This is a genomic window from Candidatus Binatia bacterium (assembly GCA_026415395.1).
Lineage (GTDB): Bacteria > Desulfobacterota > Binatia > HRBIN30 > HRBIN30 > HRBIN30.
In genome coordinates, this window is record JAOAHD010000002.1 from 120,527 (window position 1) to 135,024 (window position 14,498).

The 14,498-nt window shown below is 61.2% G+C and carries 13 protein-coding genes; 7 read left to right on the plus strand and 6 right to left on the minus strand.

The features are described from left to right. The first annotated feature begins 2 nt into the window (after nucleotides 1-2). Nucleotides 3-812, plus strand: coding sequence for a metal ABC transporter permease (locus tag N3C12_01035; protein ID MCX8071022.1), 810 nt, complete (start codon nucleotides 3-5; stop codon nucleotides 810-812). 40 nt (nucleotides 813-852) lie between these two features. Here the strand turns inward: N3C12_01035 and thrH are convergent, their stop codons facing one another. From thrH to apaG, 3 genes are read right to left on the minus strand one after another with little or no spacing between them, the layout of a single operon-like run. Then, entirely contained in the window at nucleotides 853-1,461 is a 609-nt protein-coding gene (gene thrH / locus N3C12_01040; protein MCX8071023.1) for a bifunctional phosphoserine phosphatase/homoserine phosphotransferase ThrH, read from the minus strand. Nucleotides 1,462-1,472: 11 nt separating this feature from the next. Continuing rightward, nucleotides 1,473-2,501 (minus strand): M14 family metallopeptidase, encoded by a 1,029-nt coding sequence (locus N3C12_01045; GenBank protein MCX8071024.1) that lies wholly within the window; start codon nucleotides 2,499-2,501, stop codon nucleotides 1,473-1,475. Between the two features lie 33 nt (nucleotides 2,502-2,534). After that, nucleotides 2,535-2,933, minus strand: coding sequence for a Co2+/Mg2+ efflux protein ApaG (gene apaG, locus N3C12_01050; GenBank protein ID MCX8071025.1), 399 nt, complete (start codon nucleotides 2,931-2,933; stop codon nucleotides 2,535-2,537). A gap of 234 nt (nucleotides 2,934-3,167) precedes the next feature. Between apaG and N3C12_01055 the strand changes: the two genes are divergently transcribed. Beyond that, nucleotides 3,168-3,638 carry a VOC family protein gene (locus tag N3C12_01055; protein MCX8071026.1) on the plus strand — a complete coding sequence of 157 codons (471 nt, stop codon included), beginning with the start codon at nucleotides 3,168-3,170 and terminating at the stop codon, nucleotides 3,636-3,638. 192 nt (nucleotides 3,639-3,830) lie between these two features. On the opposite strand, the gene N3C12_01060 is transcribed toward N3C12_01055, so the two are convergent. Then, the gene (locus N3C12_01060) at nucleotides 3,831-4,571 is read right to left on the minus strand and encodes a helix-turn-helix domain-containing protein (GenBank protein ID MCX8071027.1); all 741 of its coding nucleotides are present in this window, start codon (nucleotides 4,569-4,571) and stop codon (nucleotides 3,831-3,833) included. Nucleotides 4,572-4,840: 269 nt separating this feature from the next. Between N3C12_01060 and N3C12_01065 the strand changes: the two genes are divergently transcribed. Both N3C12_01065 and N3C12_01070 read left to right on the plus strand, forming a co-directional pair. After that, nucleotides 4,841-5,896, plus strand: coding sequence for a glycosyltransferase family 4 protein (locus tag N3C12_01065; protein ID MCX8071028.1), 1,056 nt, complete (start codon nucleotides 4,841-4,843; stop codon nucleotides 5,894-5,896). Beyond that, complete coding sequence (locus tag N3C12_01070; GenBank protein MCX8071029.1) at nucleotides 5,893-8,058, plus strand: amylo-alpha-1,6-glucosidase; 2,166 nt, start codon at nucleotides 5,893-5,895, stop codon at nucleotides 8,056-8,058. The genes N3C12_01065 and N3C12_01070 overlap by 4 nt, the downstream gene beginning before the upstream one ends. 7 nt (nucleotides 8,059-8,065) lie before the next feature. On the opposite strand, the gene N3C12_01075 is transcribed toward N3C12_01070, so the two are convergent. Continuing rightward, nucleotides 8,066-10,762, minus strand: a complete 2,697-nt coding sequence (locus tag N3C12_01075; GenBank protein ID MCX8071030.1) for a GNAT family N-acetyltransferase — start codon at nucleotides 10,760-10,762, stop codon at nucleotides 8,066-8,068. 174 nt (nucleotides 10,763-10,936) lie between these two features. Here N3C12_01075 and N3C12_01080 point away from each other — a divergent pair, with 174 nt between their 5' ends. From N3C12_01080 to N3C12_01090, 3 genes are read left to right on the plus strand one after another with little or no spacing between them, the layout of a single operon-like run. Next, the gene (locus tag N3C12_01080; GenBank protein MCX8071031.1) at nucleotides 10,937-12,094 is read left to right on the plus strand and encodes a Re/Si-specific NAD(P)(+) transhydrogenase subunit alpha; all 1,158 of its coding nucleotides are present in this window, start codon (nucleotides 10,937-10,939) and stop codon (nucleotides 12,092-12,094) included. Nucleotides 12,095-12,118: 24 nt separating this feature from the next. Continuing rightward, nucleotides 12,119-12,400 (plus strand): NAD(P) transhydrogenase subunit alpha, encoded by a 282-nt coding sequence (locus N3C12_01085; protein MCX8071032.1) that lies wholly within the window; start codon nucleotides 12,119-12,121, stop codon nucleotides 12,398-12,400. Nucleotides 12,401-12,404: 4 nt separating this feature from the next. After that, nucleotides 12,405-13,799, plus strand: coding sequence for an NAD(P)(+) transhydrogenase (Re/Si-specific) subunit beta (locus N3C12_01090; protein MCX8071033.1), 1,395 nt, complete (start codon nucleotides 12,405-12,407; stop codon nucleotides 13,797-13,799). A 130-nt stretch (nucleotides 13,800-13,929) separates the two neighbouring features. Here N3C12_01090 and folK read toward each other — a convergent pair whose 3' ends face one another. Continuing rightward, nucleotides 13,930-14,427 carry a 2-amino-4-hydroxy-6-hydroxymethyldihydropteridine diphosphokinase gene (gene folK, locus N3C12_01095; protein MCX8071034.1) on the minus strand — a complete coding sequence of 166 codons (498 nt, stop codon included), beginning with the start codon at nucleotides 14,425-14,427 and terminating at the stop codon, nucleotides 13,930-13,932. Between the last annotated feature and the right edge of the window lie 71 nt (nucleotides 14,428-14,498).

Below are 14,498 nucleotides of genomic sequence, written 5' to 3' on the forward strand. Positions count from 1 at the left end.
TGATGGCGGACTGGTTAACCTACGGCTTTCTTCAGCGTGCCCTGGTTGCCAGCTTGCTGGCCGCATGTTTGTGCGGGGTGCTGGGGTTCTTCGTCGTCCTGCGCCGGCTTTCGTTTATCGGCGTGGGCATCTCGCATGCTGCCTTAGGGGGCGTGGCTTTAGGGGTGTTGTGCGGGGTCGAACCTCTACTTGCGGCGGCAGGCTTCGCAGCAGCGACCGCATGGTCCATCGGCCAGGTCGGGCGACTAGGCCGCCTGCACGAGGACACCGCTATCGGAGTCCTGTTCTCTGCGGCCATGGCGCTCGGGGTGGTATTGCTGAGCTTGTCCACGCAGTTCCAGAGCGACTTGTTCGGTTACCTCTTCGGTAACATCCTCGCTGTGAGCACGGCCGACCTGTGGCTCCTAGGTACGATGGCAACCGTCGTGCTGGTCGTAGTAGCGGTGTTGTTCAAAGAGCTCTTGTTCGCCGCGTTCGATGAAGAAGTTGCCGAAGCGAGTGGCTTGCCGGTGAGCATGCTCCATCACCTGTTGCTCGCAGCCTTGGCGCTAACGGTGGTGGTGGCCATGCGAGTGGTGGGGTTGATCTTGGTGGAAGCGCTGTTGGTGATTCCAGCAGCGGCGGCTTACCAATTAGCGCGCGGCTACGTGAGCATGCTGTCCTGGGCGGTTGCCATTGCCGCCCTCGGAAGCATCGGTGGCTTGTTGTGTTCTTACCAATGGAACATCCCCGCTGGTGCCACGATCGTGTTACTGCTTGCTGCGTTTTTTACGCTCGCGCTGGTCGCGCGCAGGAGCGGGTTGGTTTGCTGAACACACGCTGCCGCGGCTGTATCCAGTGAGCTCGTCTCGCTCATGCCTTGAGGCCTGCGGCTTGGGTAAAGGCTTCTTTCAATTCCTCGTAGGTGTAGGCGACGCGAAACTGCGGAAACTCGCCCACAATGTTGGCCGGTGGGCGAAACAAGATGCCATGGTCCGCCTCTGTCAACATGGTGATGTCGTTGTAGGAGTCGCCAGCGGCGACCACGTCAAAGTTCAGCAGCTTGAAGGCCATCACCGCTTTGCGCTTGCCGTCGCGAATCCGGATGCGGTAGTCCCGCACCCTCCCTGTTTCGTCGACCACTAAGGAATTGCAAAATAACGTCGGGTAGCCGAGCTGGGCGAGGAGCGGCCGAGCGAATTCATCGAAGGTGTCGGAAAGAATGATCACTTGAAAGTGTGCGCGGAGCCAGTCGAGAAATTCCGTGGCCCCCTCGAGCGGCCGCATCGAGCCAATGACGTTTTGGATGTCCGCTAGCTTGAGCCCATGCTCCGCGAGAATTTCCAAGCGGCGGCGCATGAGCCTGTCGTAGTCGGGTTCGTCCCGCGTGGTACGACGGAGTTCTGCAATGCCGGTTCGTTCCGCAACATTGATCCAAATTTCGGGGACGAGTACCCCTTCGAGATCCAGGCACGCAATCATACCGGGCGCGGTTAAGAACAACGGGAGAGGGCTTGCAAGGTGGCTTGCCGAGGGATTTGCTCGCCGAGCTCGGGGTGTCGTGGCAGCTGGGCCCGACCGCCGGTGCGCTCCAGCAGTGCGGCCAAGGCGGCGATGGTTGCCGGCACATCGTTTTCTACCCAGCGTGTGGGATTCGGTGGATTGGCCCAAGAGAAAAAATGGAACCAACGGTGGGGGCGAGCCACCATCGCCCAACCGGGACGGCTGACCTCCACCGTGACGCTGGCAGTGCCAAAGGCGTGCAAGAGGAACAGGTCGAGCTGCCCACTGAGTGCGGAGATCGGTTCGGGGACGGGTCGGTAGCGGCAGTGCTTCTGCGCGGCGGGGAACACGCTGCGGAAAACGTCGAAGATGCGGTCCAATCTCGGGTCGCGGGTCGAGGGGAAAAACACCACACCGCCAAAGCTATGGAAGTTCACCGCAGCGCAAAACCGTTCCCGTTGGCAAAGACGAGCGAGAGCAAGGCATTCCGGTTCGCTCAACGGATGCGGGCCGCGAAAGTAGGGGGACCATTTGCGGGCGCTGCTCGAATTCCAAGCCCGGCGACCTGGAATTGCGGCAAAGGGGAAGTTCCGATTCGGGTCGACCCGGTTGGCGGTGACCCGCGAGGCTTTAAAGCCGACCCAGCCGCGGCGTTGCCAAACGATTTCCGCACCGTCGGGGTTGAGAAGCGGGACGACGGTAATCACCGCGCGTCGTCCGAGAGAAGCCACCATGGGGTCGCGTTCGCTTCCTTCCAGCAGTGTTTGCAGGAGAGCACGCGCAACATATCCGCCAATGTATTCACCGCCGTGTATTTGTGCTGTCACCAACAGGCGAGGGCGGAGCGTGCCCAGTGAATCGAGGCCGACGTGAAACGCCAACAAAGGACGGCCTTGCGCCGACTGACCGATCGTTTCCACCCGGCAGCGTTCGGAGAAGCGCTCTGCCAGGCTGGTCGCTTGCTCCACTGCTGCGACGGGATGTGGATACGGGGCTAACCAGGGAGCAGCGGCCGGCACAGCTACGAGTCCTGCAATTGGCGCGGATGCGGTTTAGTGCAGCAAGCCGGGAACCGCGAGCGTAAAGGGCGCAATGCGGATATCAAAGGTTTCGCCGTTTTCTGCGACCATGCGATAAGAACCATGCATGCTCCCGACCGGCGTCGATAGCGGGCAACCCGATGTGTACGAGAACTCTTGGCCAGGACGCAGCAACGGCTGCTCACCCACGACACCGAGACCGCGAACCTCCTGCACCTCGCCTTGCGCGTCGGTGACGATCCAATGCCGGCTGACGAGCTGCGCCGTTGTGTCGCTCTCGTTGATGATGGTCACATGGTACGCGAAAAACCAGCGACCTTGGTCGGGGTTCGAATGTTCGGGCAAAAATCGCGAGCGCACCCGCACCCGGAAGCCGCGGGTGCATGCCTCAGAGCCGTACGTGTCCTCCATCGCAAAGCTTCGCGCATAGTCGGCTTTCACCGTTGGTTCAATCCTAAGGCGGCGGACCATGGCTCGGCGCAGATGCGGTGAGTCTGTTGAAGGAGACATGCCTAGATGACCGGCAAGAGTGGCGGCTGCCAGCGGGAGGCCCCGCAGCCACTGAAGCGCCAGCGGTACGCTTGACATCCCGACACGGTGTGCCATCGAATGCCGCGCGTGAGCGAATCTTGTTGAGGAGGCTGTATGGCCGAGCGGCCGTTTCGGGTTTTGGGTGTGCAACAAATTGCGATTGGGAGCACGGATAAGGAGCGTTTGCGGCGCTTGTGGGTGGATCTGTTTGGGCTCGCGGTAACCGGTACGTTTCGTAGCGAGCGCGAAAATGTCGACGAGGATATTTGCGTGCTCGGCGAAGGAGCGACGCGGGTGGAGGTAGACTTGATGCAGCCGATCGATCCCGAAAAGCGGCCGAAGGTCCATGAGCCGCCGCTCAATCACATAGGCCTCTGGGTGGACGACTTACCAGCAGCAGTGCAGTGGCTCACCCAGCAAGGAGTGCGCTTTGCGCCGGGAGGGATCCGCAAGGGCGCCGCAGGCTACGACGTGTGCTTCATCCACCCCAAAGGCAGCGAGGAATTCCCGCTGAGTGGCGAAGGCGTGCTGATCGAGCTCGTACAGGCTCCTCCCGAAGTGATCGCCGCTCTTTCTAACTCATAGCCTTGCCAATGTCGCCGCGGCCCGCACTTGGCTTGGGCGCGGCAAAGGGCGTTAGCCTGCATGGCGAAGAGGACACAGAAAACAGGCGGTCAACTTCGCGACCGCTTTGTCCGTACTCACCCAAAGTTGCCATGCGGGCGGCACCGTCGGGATGCGGCCCGTTGTGCAGTGGTGCGCCCGGCAAATGTGCGGTCAGACGGAAGAACGGTTCAGCCTTCGCCCGACGAACCGTGCGGCACGGCTGACCGCGCTGTGCAAAATGTGGAGACCACGGCGTTGGAAACCGCGGATCCACGACTCCACTTGGTCCAGGCTGATTCCCAGTGTGGTGGCGATGTCTTCCTCGTCTTTCCCTTCGGCGGCGGAGAGCAGAACTTGCGCGAGCAAGCGACGCCCAGGGTGAGGCCCGTTCGCCCACGTTGCCAGCAACCGCTCCATGGCCGGCGTGAGCCGGATGCGCAGTTCACGCCCACGGCGCCAGTAGCGCTGGGGCAGGTCATGCCCCCGCAAAATTTGCCGCAAGCCTTCGACGCTGACGTCCTGCACGATCTGCTGCTCCAACAGGTACCCGCGCAGTCGCCGCAAGGACCACCGCGAGTGCGGTAGGCGCAACGAGCGCGGAGAAGTTTGCGCGATCTCCACGATTTTTGCCCGCACTTCGTCGCTAAACACAATTGGGCGCGTGGTGCCGGTGGCTGCATGGGTCAGCCCGGCAACTCCGAGTTCGTAAAAGCGGAGCAGCCGGTTCCGCACGGTGTTCGGGTGCACCCCCAGACGCAGAGCGACCACCTTCAAGGGAAGGCCCTTGGCACGTGCTAACACGATTTGGGCATTGCGTTTTACCGCCTCGGGCCCGTTGTTTGCCAACCACTCGAGCTCTCGCCGAACGGATTCTGTGAGCTCCAGTGGCCGTCGAAGCGAACGTTTCGCCATGGCCTCCACTCCTCGCTTGGTGAGGTTTAGTCAGGACAAGCCGCCTACTGCATCCGGACAGCCATGTCAACAAGCAAGTCGGGGCGAATCGCAGTCACGCCGCCGACCGGGCGGCTTCTCTTACGCCATGACTGGCGCGGGGCGACAACAGTGATTAGAGAGTCGGGCGCTCTCGCTGGCAATGCAGCCAGGGGCGTTTCCATCCGTAAGATTTCTCATGCCGGAAGGCACTGCTCCGGCGAGGTCGACAGGAGATGGAAGGAGGAATCATGCGGATTGCACAGGTTGCACCTCTAATCGAAAGCGTTCCCCCAAAGCTCTACGGCGGCACGGAGCGGGTGGTTTCGTACCTTACCGAGGCGCTGGTCGACATGGGGCATGACGTGACCCTGTTTGCCAGTGGCGACTCGCACACGCGGGCCCGCCTCGTGTCCACGTGCTGCCGCGCCTTGCGGTTGGACGAGTCTGTGCGCGACCCTTTGCCGCACACCCTGCTGCTCCTCGAGCGCGCGCGGCAAATGGCAGACGAGTTCGACATTTTACACTTCCACGTCGATCTCCTGCATTTCCCCATATTCCGTCCGTTGCGTGAGCGCACGGTGACGACCCTACACGGCCGCTTGGACCTTCCGGATCTCGTGCCCTTTGCCCGAGAGTTTGCCGATATGCCCGTGGTGTCGATTTCCACGGCGCAGCGCGCACCCTTGCCGTGGATGCGCTGGATGGCGACCGTCCCGCATGGGCTGCCGAAAGATCTTTTGCAGTTCCACCCGCAGCCGGGTGGTTACCTCGCGTTCCTCGGCCGCATCTCGCCGGAGAAGGGCCCAGAGCGTGCCATTCGCATCGCTCGCCGGGCAGGAATGCCGCTCAGGATTGCCGCGAAAGTGGATCGTGCCGATCAAGCGTATTACGAAACGGTGGTACGCCCAATGTTGCGCCAACCGGGCGTGGAGTTTCTGGGAGAGATCACCGAGGCAGAGAAGTCAGAATTCCTCGGCAACGCGGCGGCGTTGTTGTTTCCCGTGGATTGGCCAGAGCCCTTTGGCTTGGTGATGATCGAAGCGATGGCTTGCGGTACGCCGGTGATTGCCTTCCGCCGCGGCTCGGTGCCTGAAGTGCTCGAGGATGGCGTGACCGGGTTCATCGTGGAGCACGAAGGCGAGGCGGTGCGGGCGCTCGACCGCTTGGGCGACCTCGACCGCCACACCATCCGGCGGGTATTCGAGCAGCGCTTTACAGCCGAGCGCATGGCTCGTGACTACTTGGCTTTGTACGAAGCGCTGCTTAGCCAGGAACAAAACGGGAGGCTGGAAGAGGCAGCATGAGCAACGAGCAGGAGACAGCCGGGCCCACGTTTTATATTCCCGCGCTGGGCTCGGGGGTCGAGCGCAGTCGCATTCTCAAACACGGCGATACGTTTGCGGTCTTTGACCTGCTGGGCGATTTGCCGGGTGAACCGCGAGCGGTGGAGGGCGTGTACCATTGCGACATGCGTCACCTGAATTTCTTGCGTTTGCGGCTCGATGGCCGGTCGCCTCTGCTGTTGAGTTCTCATGTGCAACGCAACAACGCGCGCCTGAACGTCGATTTGACCAATCCGGATTACTGGCAAAATGGTGTGCTGGTTTTGCCGCGGGATTCGCTGCACGTGGGGCGAATGAAATTCCTCTGGGAAAGCGGCGTGTACGAGAGCATTACCGTGCGGAATTACGCTGACCGCCCGCTGCTGGTGGTGCTCGAGTTCGAGTTTGGGGCCGATTTTTCCGACGTTTTCGAAGTGCGTGGGCTACGCCGCGCGCGGCGTGGAACCCTCGAGCAGGAGGTGCAGAACCCGTGCCGTGTGTGGTTCCGTTACACGGGTTTGGATGGCATCCAGCGCCTGACCCAAATCGAATTTACTCCCGCTCCCGCGGAGCTCACCAGCGAACGCGCGCGATTTACGTTCACCTTGAGACAAGGCGAGCGACTACGCTTGTTTCTCACGGTCCGCTGCCACCCGAACGGGATGCAAACCCAACGAGAGCTTGGGTTCGCAACCGGGGTACGCCGCGCGCATCGGGCACGCCTTATTGCCAGCCGTCGTTTTCCGACCGTCGCCACCGGTGACGAGTTGTTCAATGAGTGGCTGTGTCGGGCCACAGCGGATTTGGTCATGCTCGCCACCGACACGCCGTATGGCCCTTACCCCTACGCGGGCATCCCATGGTTTTCTACTGTGTTCGGGCGCGACGGGATTCTCACCGCGCTGCAGGTATTGTGGGCCAATCCTGACTATGCACGGGGAGTGTTGCGCTTCTTGGCTGCGCACCAGGCCGATAAAACCGACCCAGCCTCGGCAGCCGAGCCGGGCAAGGTTTTGCACGAGATACGGCAAGGGGAAATGGCGCGCACGGGAGAAATTCCCTTTAGTGCCTATTACGGGAGCGTCGATGCGACCCCACTGTTCGTCTGGCTTGCGGCGGAGTACTTTCGCCGCACGGCTGACCTGGCCACAATTCGTTCGCTGTACCCACAAATCCAGCGTGCTTTGCAGTGGTTCGATAGTGCCGCAGATTCGATGGGCTTCTTACGATACCACGGTGAAAGCCAGCGGGGATTGAGAAATCAAGGATGGAAAGATTCGGAAGACGCCGTCTTCCACGCCAATGGCGCGTTGGCCCGCGGCGCCATCGCGTTGTGCGAGGTGCAAGGATACCTGTATGCCGCCCGCCTCGGTGCTGCGGCCATTGCCCGCGCGCTCGGTGATCAACAATTGGCCCGCGCACAAGAGGCGAAGGCAGCGGCACTGCAGCAGCAATTCGAGGCCAACTTTTGGTTGCCCGAAAAGAACTTTTATGCGTTGGCGCTCGACGGTGAGAACCGGCCTTGTGCTGTGGCGGCTTCGAACGCCGGGCACTTGCTGCTGACTGGCATTTGCCATCCTGTTAGGGCGGATGCAGTTAGAGACGCATTGCTTTCGCCGCGCTTTTTTTCCGGCTGGGGCATTCGTACGGTGGCCGCCGGGGAAGCCCGTTACAACCCGATGTCGTACCACAACGGTTCCGTGTGGCCGCACGACAATGCGCTCATTGCCATGGGTTTGGCGCACCGCGGGGATGTGGCCGAATTCGTGGAAATTTTCCAAGCCCTCTTTGATGCGGCCGTGCACATGGAGCTGCGGCGTTTGCCGGAATTGTACTGCGGCTTTTCTCGCCGACGCGATGCCGGGCCCACGCTTTATCCCGTGGCCTGTTCCCCGCAAGCCTGGTCGGCGGCCGTACCGTGGGCGCTGCTCGGTGCGGCGTTGGGGGTGGAGGTGGACTCGTCGCGCTCCGCCGTGGTGCTGCGCCGGCCGATTTTGCCGCGCTTTCTCGATTGGGTGCGGATCCGCAATCTCCCGGTGTTGGGAGGCGAGCTCACACTGCATTTGCATCGGGCGGACCGCACGGTGGCCGTCGAAGTCGAGGAGGCTAGCCCCGGGCTGCGGGTGGAAGTGCAACCGTGTTGAACAAGATTCAAGCGGGCGCCAAGCGCATCCGCGTGTCCACAACCACTACACCTTGGCCAGGTGGTAATACCTTAACCGGATTGAGGTCGAGCTCCCGCAACTCGGGAACCACTTCCACTAGAGCCGACACCCGTTGCACGAGTCTGATGAGCGCCTCTTTGTCTCCTGGAGGCATGCCCCGGTAGCCGGTCAGCAACGGCGCGGTTCGCAAGCTCTCGACCATTTCCCGTGCATCCACGTCGGTGACCGGGGTGAGCCGAAAGCGCACGTCGCGCAGCAACTCGACAAGGACGCCACCGAGACCGCAGACCAGGAGGGGGCCAAAGGTCGGGTCGGTCACCACTCCTACCATCGCTTCGTGCCCACCCATGATTTGGCGCTGCAGGAGAACGCGCTCGAGCGTGTAGCCGTGTTGGGCAAGATCCTCTTTCATCTCGGCCACCGCTGCTTCCACCTGCTGCGCAGCAAAAATGTTCAGGATCACGCCCCCGACGTCGCTCTTATGCACCAGGCCAGGGATTTGCGCCTTCATCACCAGCGGGTAGCCAAGCCGTTCCGCAGCTTCGAGCGCTTCTTCACACGGCACGGTTTCGCCCTCCGCCACTGGAATGCCGGCCGCCTTGAGGATCAGCGCGGTGTCGTGCTCGTCCACCCACACAGGCTCCGTAGCGCTCTGGAGGACGCGGTCGACCACAGCGCGGATGGTGCTTTCGGCAAAACGGTCCAAGCGCAGCTCCTCGCCCCGCGGTCGCTCCCGCCAGCGGCGGTAGTGCCACGCTTTGGCGAGCGCCCGTGCAGCGTCTTCCGGAAAGCGGAAGGAGGGAAGCGGTCCGCGCGGACCTTGGGCCAGCCGTGGCGGGATTCCCCGCGATGAGAGGAACACCGTGAGCACGGGCTTTTCTTCCGGGATTCGCCCTGCCCCGCGGGCAATGGCCGCCGCAGTTTCATCCACCTGCGTGAGAAAGAGCGGAATGTAGATGGCAACCACAGCATCCACTGCTGGGTCGTTGCCCACCACTTCGAGGCTGCGTTCGAATTGCTCGGGTGTGGCTGAAGCAATGATGTCCACCGGATTCGCGACGCTTGCTTGTGGGGGAAGGAAGGTGCGCAACTGTTCTCTCGTGGCCTCCCCAAGTTCTGGCAGTTGCAACCCTTCTGCCTCGCAGGCATCGGCCAAGAGGATCCCAGGGCCACCGGCGTTGGTGACGACCCCCACACGCGGCCCCGGAGGAACCGGCTGCGTCGAGAGCAACGCCGCGACATCAAACATCTCTTCCAACGTATTCGTGCGCATCACCCCGGCCTGTTCGAACAGGGCATCCACCGCCACATCGAGGCTAGCCAGTGCCGCCGAATGCGATGCCGCTGCCCGGGTTCCCGCTGCGGAGCGGCCAGACTTCATGGCGATAATCGGTTTTTCGCGTGCGACCAACGGGGCGATACGGGCAAATTTTCGCGGGTTCCCAAAGCTCTCCAGGTACAGCAGGATGACGCGGGTGGTGGGGTCTTGGAACCAGTAGCACAAGAGATCGTTGCCCGACACGTCGGCCTTGTTTCCCACCGACACAAAAGTCGCAATGCCCACTCCGAGAGCGCTCACGGTGTCCAAAATGGCAATGCCCAGGGCACCACTTTGCGACAGCATGCTGATGTTGCCTCGCGGCGGAAAGGTCGGCGCAAACGTAGCGTTCAGCGACACCTCCGGATCGGTGTTCAGCAAGCCGAGACAGTTCGGCCCCACCATCCGCATGCCGGAGTTGCGCACCAACTGGCGCAGCGCCTGTTCGCGCTCCCGGCCGGTGGGTCCGCTTTCCCCAAAACCAGCAGAGATGACCACGACCGCCCGTACCCCAACGCGGGCACAGTCAGACACCACCGCCTCGACAGTGGGCGCTGGTACAGCAATCACCGCGAGATCCACCGGCCCGCCGATGTCCGTGATCTTCGCATAGGCCCGCAGCCCGGCGATTTCGGAGTAGCGGGGGTTGACGGGGTAAATCGGACCGTGAAAGCCACAGTCTTTGAGATTTTTCACCAACGCATGCCCCACAGTGTTGGGCTTATTCGATGCGCCAATGACCGCGACGGACCGCGGGTAGAAAAACGGGCGGATGCTTTCCGCGATGGCTTGGCGCTCGCGCGTTTCCGCTGCAGCACGGAATTCTACAGTTTCTTCCGTGGGGAAGGAGACGTGTACGATGCCGCCCTCGACGGTCCGCGCGACGCGGAAGCCGCTACGCGCAAACACTTCGAGCATCTGGTTATTCTCCCCAAGCACGTTGGCTTCGAACTCAGTCACCCCGCGCTCCCGGGCGATGCTGGCCAAGTGCTCGAGAAGGGCGGTGCCGATGCCTTTGCCCTGATACGCATCGGCAACCGCGAAAGCGACTTCAGCGCGACGTGGGTCGCCATGAGGCGGAATGATGTACCGACCGACGCCAATGATTCGTTCCTTGCCGTCTTCCAATCGGGTAGCCACGAGGGCAACGTGGGTGACGAAGTCCGGCTCGGTGAACCGCACCAGTTCTTCATCGGTGAGCCGCTTCTTGGCACTAAAGAAGCGAAAGTACACGGAGCGCTCGCTCAAGCTGTTGAAGTGCTCCGTCAAGCGCTCTTTGTCGTCGGGCCGAATGGCGCGGATGCGAATGGAGGAGCCGTCGCGCAGCACAACGCTGGTGTCGTAATTGCGCGGGTCGATTGCCATGGAGTCTCCTTCCTCGCTCCGAACAAAGCACGAAGCTTCTCAGCAGGGAACCGCAACAGCAAGAGAGAAAGTGCCGGCCTGTGACCATGCTGAGGGTGACAAACGCGCGAGATTCGGTAAATTGAGGCAACTTTGCTGGATCTGAGCTCGGAAAGAGGAGGCCGTTTGCCGATGTTGGTGGTTGGTGTTCCGCGCGAGTCGTTTCCTGGCGAGCAACGCGTGGCCTTGATTCCGGCCTCCGTGCCTGCGCTAACCAAGGCAGGCTTTACGGTCGTGTTGGAACGTGGGGCGGGTGAGCAGGCAGGATTTCCGGACGCCGCGTATGAAGAGAAAGGAGCAGAAATCCTCCCTGACCGCGCGGCTGTGTTTGCACGGGCCAACATCATTGTGCAGGTGCTGGGAATCGGGGCCAACCCGCCGCGCGGGGCAGAAGATCTGACGCTTTTTCGCCCAGGGCAGGTGGTCGTGGGCTTCCTACGTCCGCTCGGGGCCCCCGAGGCCATCGAGCAACTTGCGCGTACTGGCGTGAGCGCCTTTGCCGTCGAACTCATGCCGCGCATCACCCGGGCACAGTCGATGGATGCCCTCACCTCGATGGCCACCATCGCCGGCTACAAAGCTGTCGTAGTGGCTGCACATGCGTTACCGAAGCTGTTCCCGTTGATGATGACTGCAGCGGGTACGTTGCGCCCTGCGAAGGTGTTGATCCTGGGTGCAGGTGTGGCTGGTCTGCAGGCAATTGCCACAGCCAGAAAGTTGGGTGGGGTGGTGTCGGCCTACGACATTCGCCCTGCAGCGAAAGAGCAGGTATTGAGTTTGGGGGCACGTTTTGTGGAGTTACCCTTGGAGGTCCAGGACGTCGAAGACAAAAGTGGCTACGCCAAGGCACAAGACGAGCGTTTTTATGAGCGCCAGCGCGAGTTGCTTGCTCGCGTCGTTGCCGACAGCGACGTGGTCATTACCACTGCCAACGTGCCGGGGCGGAAAGCGCCGGTGCTGGTGACTGACGAGATGGTGGCGGGAATGGCTCCGGGCTCGGTGATCGTGGATTTAGCAGCAGAGCGCGGCGGCAACTGTTCGGTAACCCAAGCTGGAAAGGAAATCAGCTACAAGGGGGTGAGCGTGTTTGGGCCGATCAACATTGCAGGCACGGTTCCATATCACGCGAGCCAGATGTATTCGAACAACCTCGTTGCATTCTTGCTGCATGTGTTCCCCAAGGGGGAGATGCGTTTGAACTTGGAAGACGAAATTACCGCGGGGACCCTGGTGGCGCATGAAGGGCGGGTGGTGCATCCGGCGGTCCAACGAGCCTTAGCGCAGCCACATTAGGAGCAGCGGGGAGGGAGGCGGGCCATGAGTGACTTCGTCGATATCCTGACGATCTTCGTCCTGGCGATTTTGGTGGGTTTCGAGGTCATCAGCAAAGTGCCACCGACGTTGCACACGCCGTTGATGTCCGGTTCCAATGCCATCTCCGGCATCACGATCGTGGGCGCGATCTTGTCGCTCGGCATGCAGCACACGGTGTTGACTGCGATTCTCGGTTTCGTGGCCGTGGTCTTTGCGATGATCAATGTCGTGGGTGGGTTTTTGGTGACGGATCGTATGCTCGGCATGTTCAAGAGAAAGGAATGAACCGGTGTCCGCGGCCATCATCAATATCGCCTATCTCGTTGCTGCCCTTCTGTTCATTTGGGGCTTAAAGGAACTTGCCCACCCGCGTACGGCGCGCCGGGGCAACGGGATTGCCGCCGTCGGGATGCTGATTGCGATCGTGTTCACGTTGCTCGATCGCCAAGTGTTATCTTACGCGGCAATCTTCGTTGCCTTGGTCATCGGCTCCGCCATTGGTGCTGTGCTGGCCTACTACATCCGCATGACTGCCATGCCGCAAATGGTGGCCTTGCTGAACGGCTTTGGTGGTGGAGCATCAGTGCTCGTTGCCGGTGCGGCGTTGATCGAAGCGGTGGGCATTGTGGAGCGGCCGGTCACGCTGCAACTCACCATTTCCACAGCCGCCTCGGGGTTGATTGGCGCGGTGACCTTTTGGGGTTCGCTGGTCGCATTTGCGAAACTGCAAGAAATCATGCCTGGGCAACCGATTTTGTTGCCAGGGCGCCATGTCATCAATGCTGCGCTCGCCGCCGTGACGTTGGTCCTGGGAATGGCGCTTGTGCTTCACCCAGAGATGCTCTCGTTGTACTGGCTCGTCGTCATCGTGGCTTCGGTGTTGGGAGTGCTCACAGTCATCCCGATTGGCGGCGCCGACATGCCTGTGGTGATCTCGCTGTTGAACTCGTACTCGGGGTTGGCGGGGTGTGCCACCGGGTTTGTGCTCAACAACAACATGCTGATCATTGCCGGCTCTCTCGTGGGCGCGAGCGGGATTATTCTCACGCAGATTATGTGCAAGGCCATGAACCGTTCGTTGCCGAACGTGTTGTTTGGGGGGGTGGGCGTGGTTGCTGCTGCCGGTGGTGCAGAGGAGGACGTCTACGCCGGCCGCATCAAATCGGCCACCGCTGAAGAAGTGGCCATGCTCCTCGATGGGGCGCGGCGAGTGATGATTGTTCCCGGCTACGGCATGGCTGTATCCCAAGCACAGCACGCGGTGCGCGATTTGATGCGCCTTCTCGAGTCGCGCGGCACCGTAGTGGCGTTTGCCGTCCATCCCGTTGCTGGGCGCATGCCCGGGCACATGAACGTGCTTTTGGCGGAGGCGGACATCCCGTACGAAAAAATGCTCACCATGGAAGAGGCAAACCCACTGTTCGAGCAAACGGATGTGGCAATCGTCATCGGCGCAAATGACGTGGTCAACCCACTAGCTCGAGAACAAGCAAGTGGACCGATTGCCGGCATGCCGATCCTCGACGTGGACAAGGCTCGCACTGTGGTGGTGGTCAAACGTTCGCTTTCTCCCGGCTTTGCCGGCGTGCCCAACCCACTGTTCGCGGCGGACAATACCCTCATGTACTTCGCCGATGGCAAGAAGGCAATCTTGGATTTGATCAATGCCTTAAAGGACCTGTGACTCCGTCACCTTTCTGACACCACTACATCACGGCCCGCCTCATTGCCTCACGTCCCTCTGCGGACTCAAACGAATTTCGGGAGCTTGGGCTGCACCGCGCAACATTGATCCCGAGGGATCGCGTTGGCGCTCAACTGCCGCGGTACAAGTGGACGCGTTTGGTGTCCTTCGTGGTGGCGAGCAGTTCCGACACACTTTTGTGCAGCTCGGGATGGCGAAAGCTCGGGGCCAGTTCGCTGAGAGGCAGCAGCACGAACTTGCGGTTCGGTATCTCCGGATGGGGGATCTTGAGGTTGCGTTTGTTCAGCACCAGGCTCTCGTAAAAGAGAATATCGAGGTCGATGACACGGTTGTCCCCCTTCTTGCCCTTCACCCGCTTGCGACCCATCTCTTCCTCGATCGCCTGCAATTTGCGTAACAGCTCTTCGGGGGTGAGGTCGGTTTGCACCTCGATCACGGAATTTACGAACCATTCCGTAGCGTCTCCGTGTGGTTCGCTTTCGTAAAACGAAGATTGTTTGACGACCCGCGTGTGTGGCAGCTCCTGAATGCGGCGGATTGCTTCCAAGTGGTTGGCTTTGCGGTCGCCGAGGTTCGAGCCAATTGCGATGAACACCTGATGAGGCATCGTCGCTCCTCCTCCCCTCGGGCTTTCCCTGCCCGACTTTCACCTCTCATCCCCGGTTGCCAGACGACCTC

Excerpts from the sequence above, each read along its gene's own strand:
- N3C12_01035 (MCX8071022.1), top strand. The coding sequence starts at position 3 with ATGGCGGACTGGTTAACCTACGGCTTTCTTCAGCGTGCCCTGGTTGCC.
- thrH (MCX8071023.1), bottom strand. The coding sequence starts at position 1,461 with ATGATTGCGTGCCTGGATCTCGAAGGGGTACTCGTCCCCGAAATTTGG.
- apaG (MCX8071025.1), bottom strand. The coding sequence starts at position 2,933 with ATGGAGGACACGTACGGCTCTGAGGCATGCACCCGCGGCTTCCGGGTG.
- N3C12_01055 (MCX8071026.1), top strand. The coding sequence starts at position 3,168 with ATGGCCGAGCGGCCGTTTCGGGTTTTGGGTGTGCAACAAATTGCGATT.
- N3C12_01060 (MCX8071027.1), bottom strand. The coding sequence starts at position 4,571 with ATGGCGAAACGTTCGCTTCGACGGCCACTGGAGCTCACAGAATCCGTT.
- N3C12_01065 (MCX8071028.1), top strand. The coding sequence starts at position 4,841 with ATGCGGATTGCACAGGTTGCACCTCTAATCGAAAGCGTTCCCCCAAAG.
- N3C12_01070 (MCX8071029.1), top strand. The coding sequence starts at position 5,893 with ATGAGCAACGAGCAGGAGACAGCCGGGCCCACGTTTTATATTCCCGCG.
- N3C12_01075 (MCX8071030.1), bottom strand. The coding sequence starts at position 10,762 with ATGGCAATCGACCCGCGCAATTACGACACCAGCGTTGTGCTGCGCGAC.
- N3C12_01085 (MCX8071032.1), top strand. The coding sequence starts at position 12,119 with ATGAGTGACTTCGTCGATATCCTGACGATCTTCGTCCTGGCGATTTTG.
- folK (MCX8071034.1), bottom strand. The coding sequence starts at position 14,427 with ATGCCTCATCAGGTGTTCATCGCAATTGGCTCGAACCTCGGCGACCGC.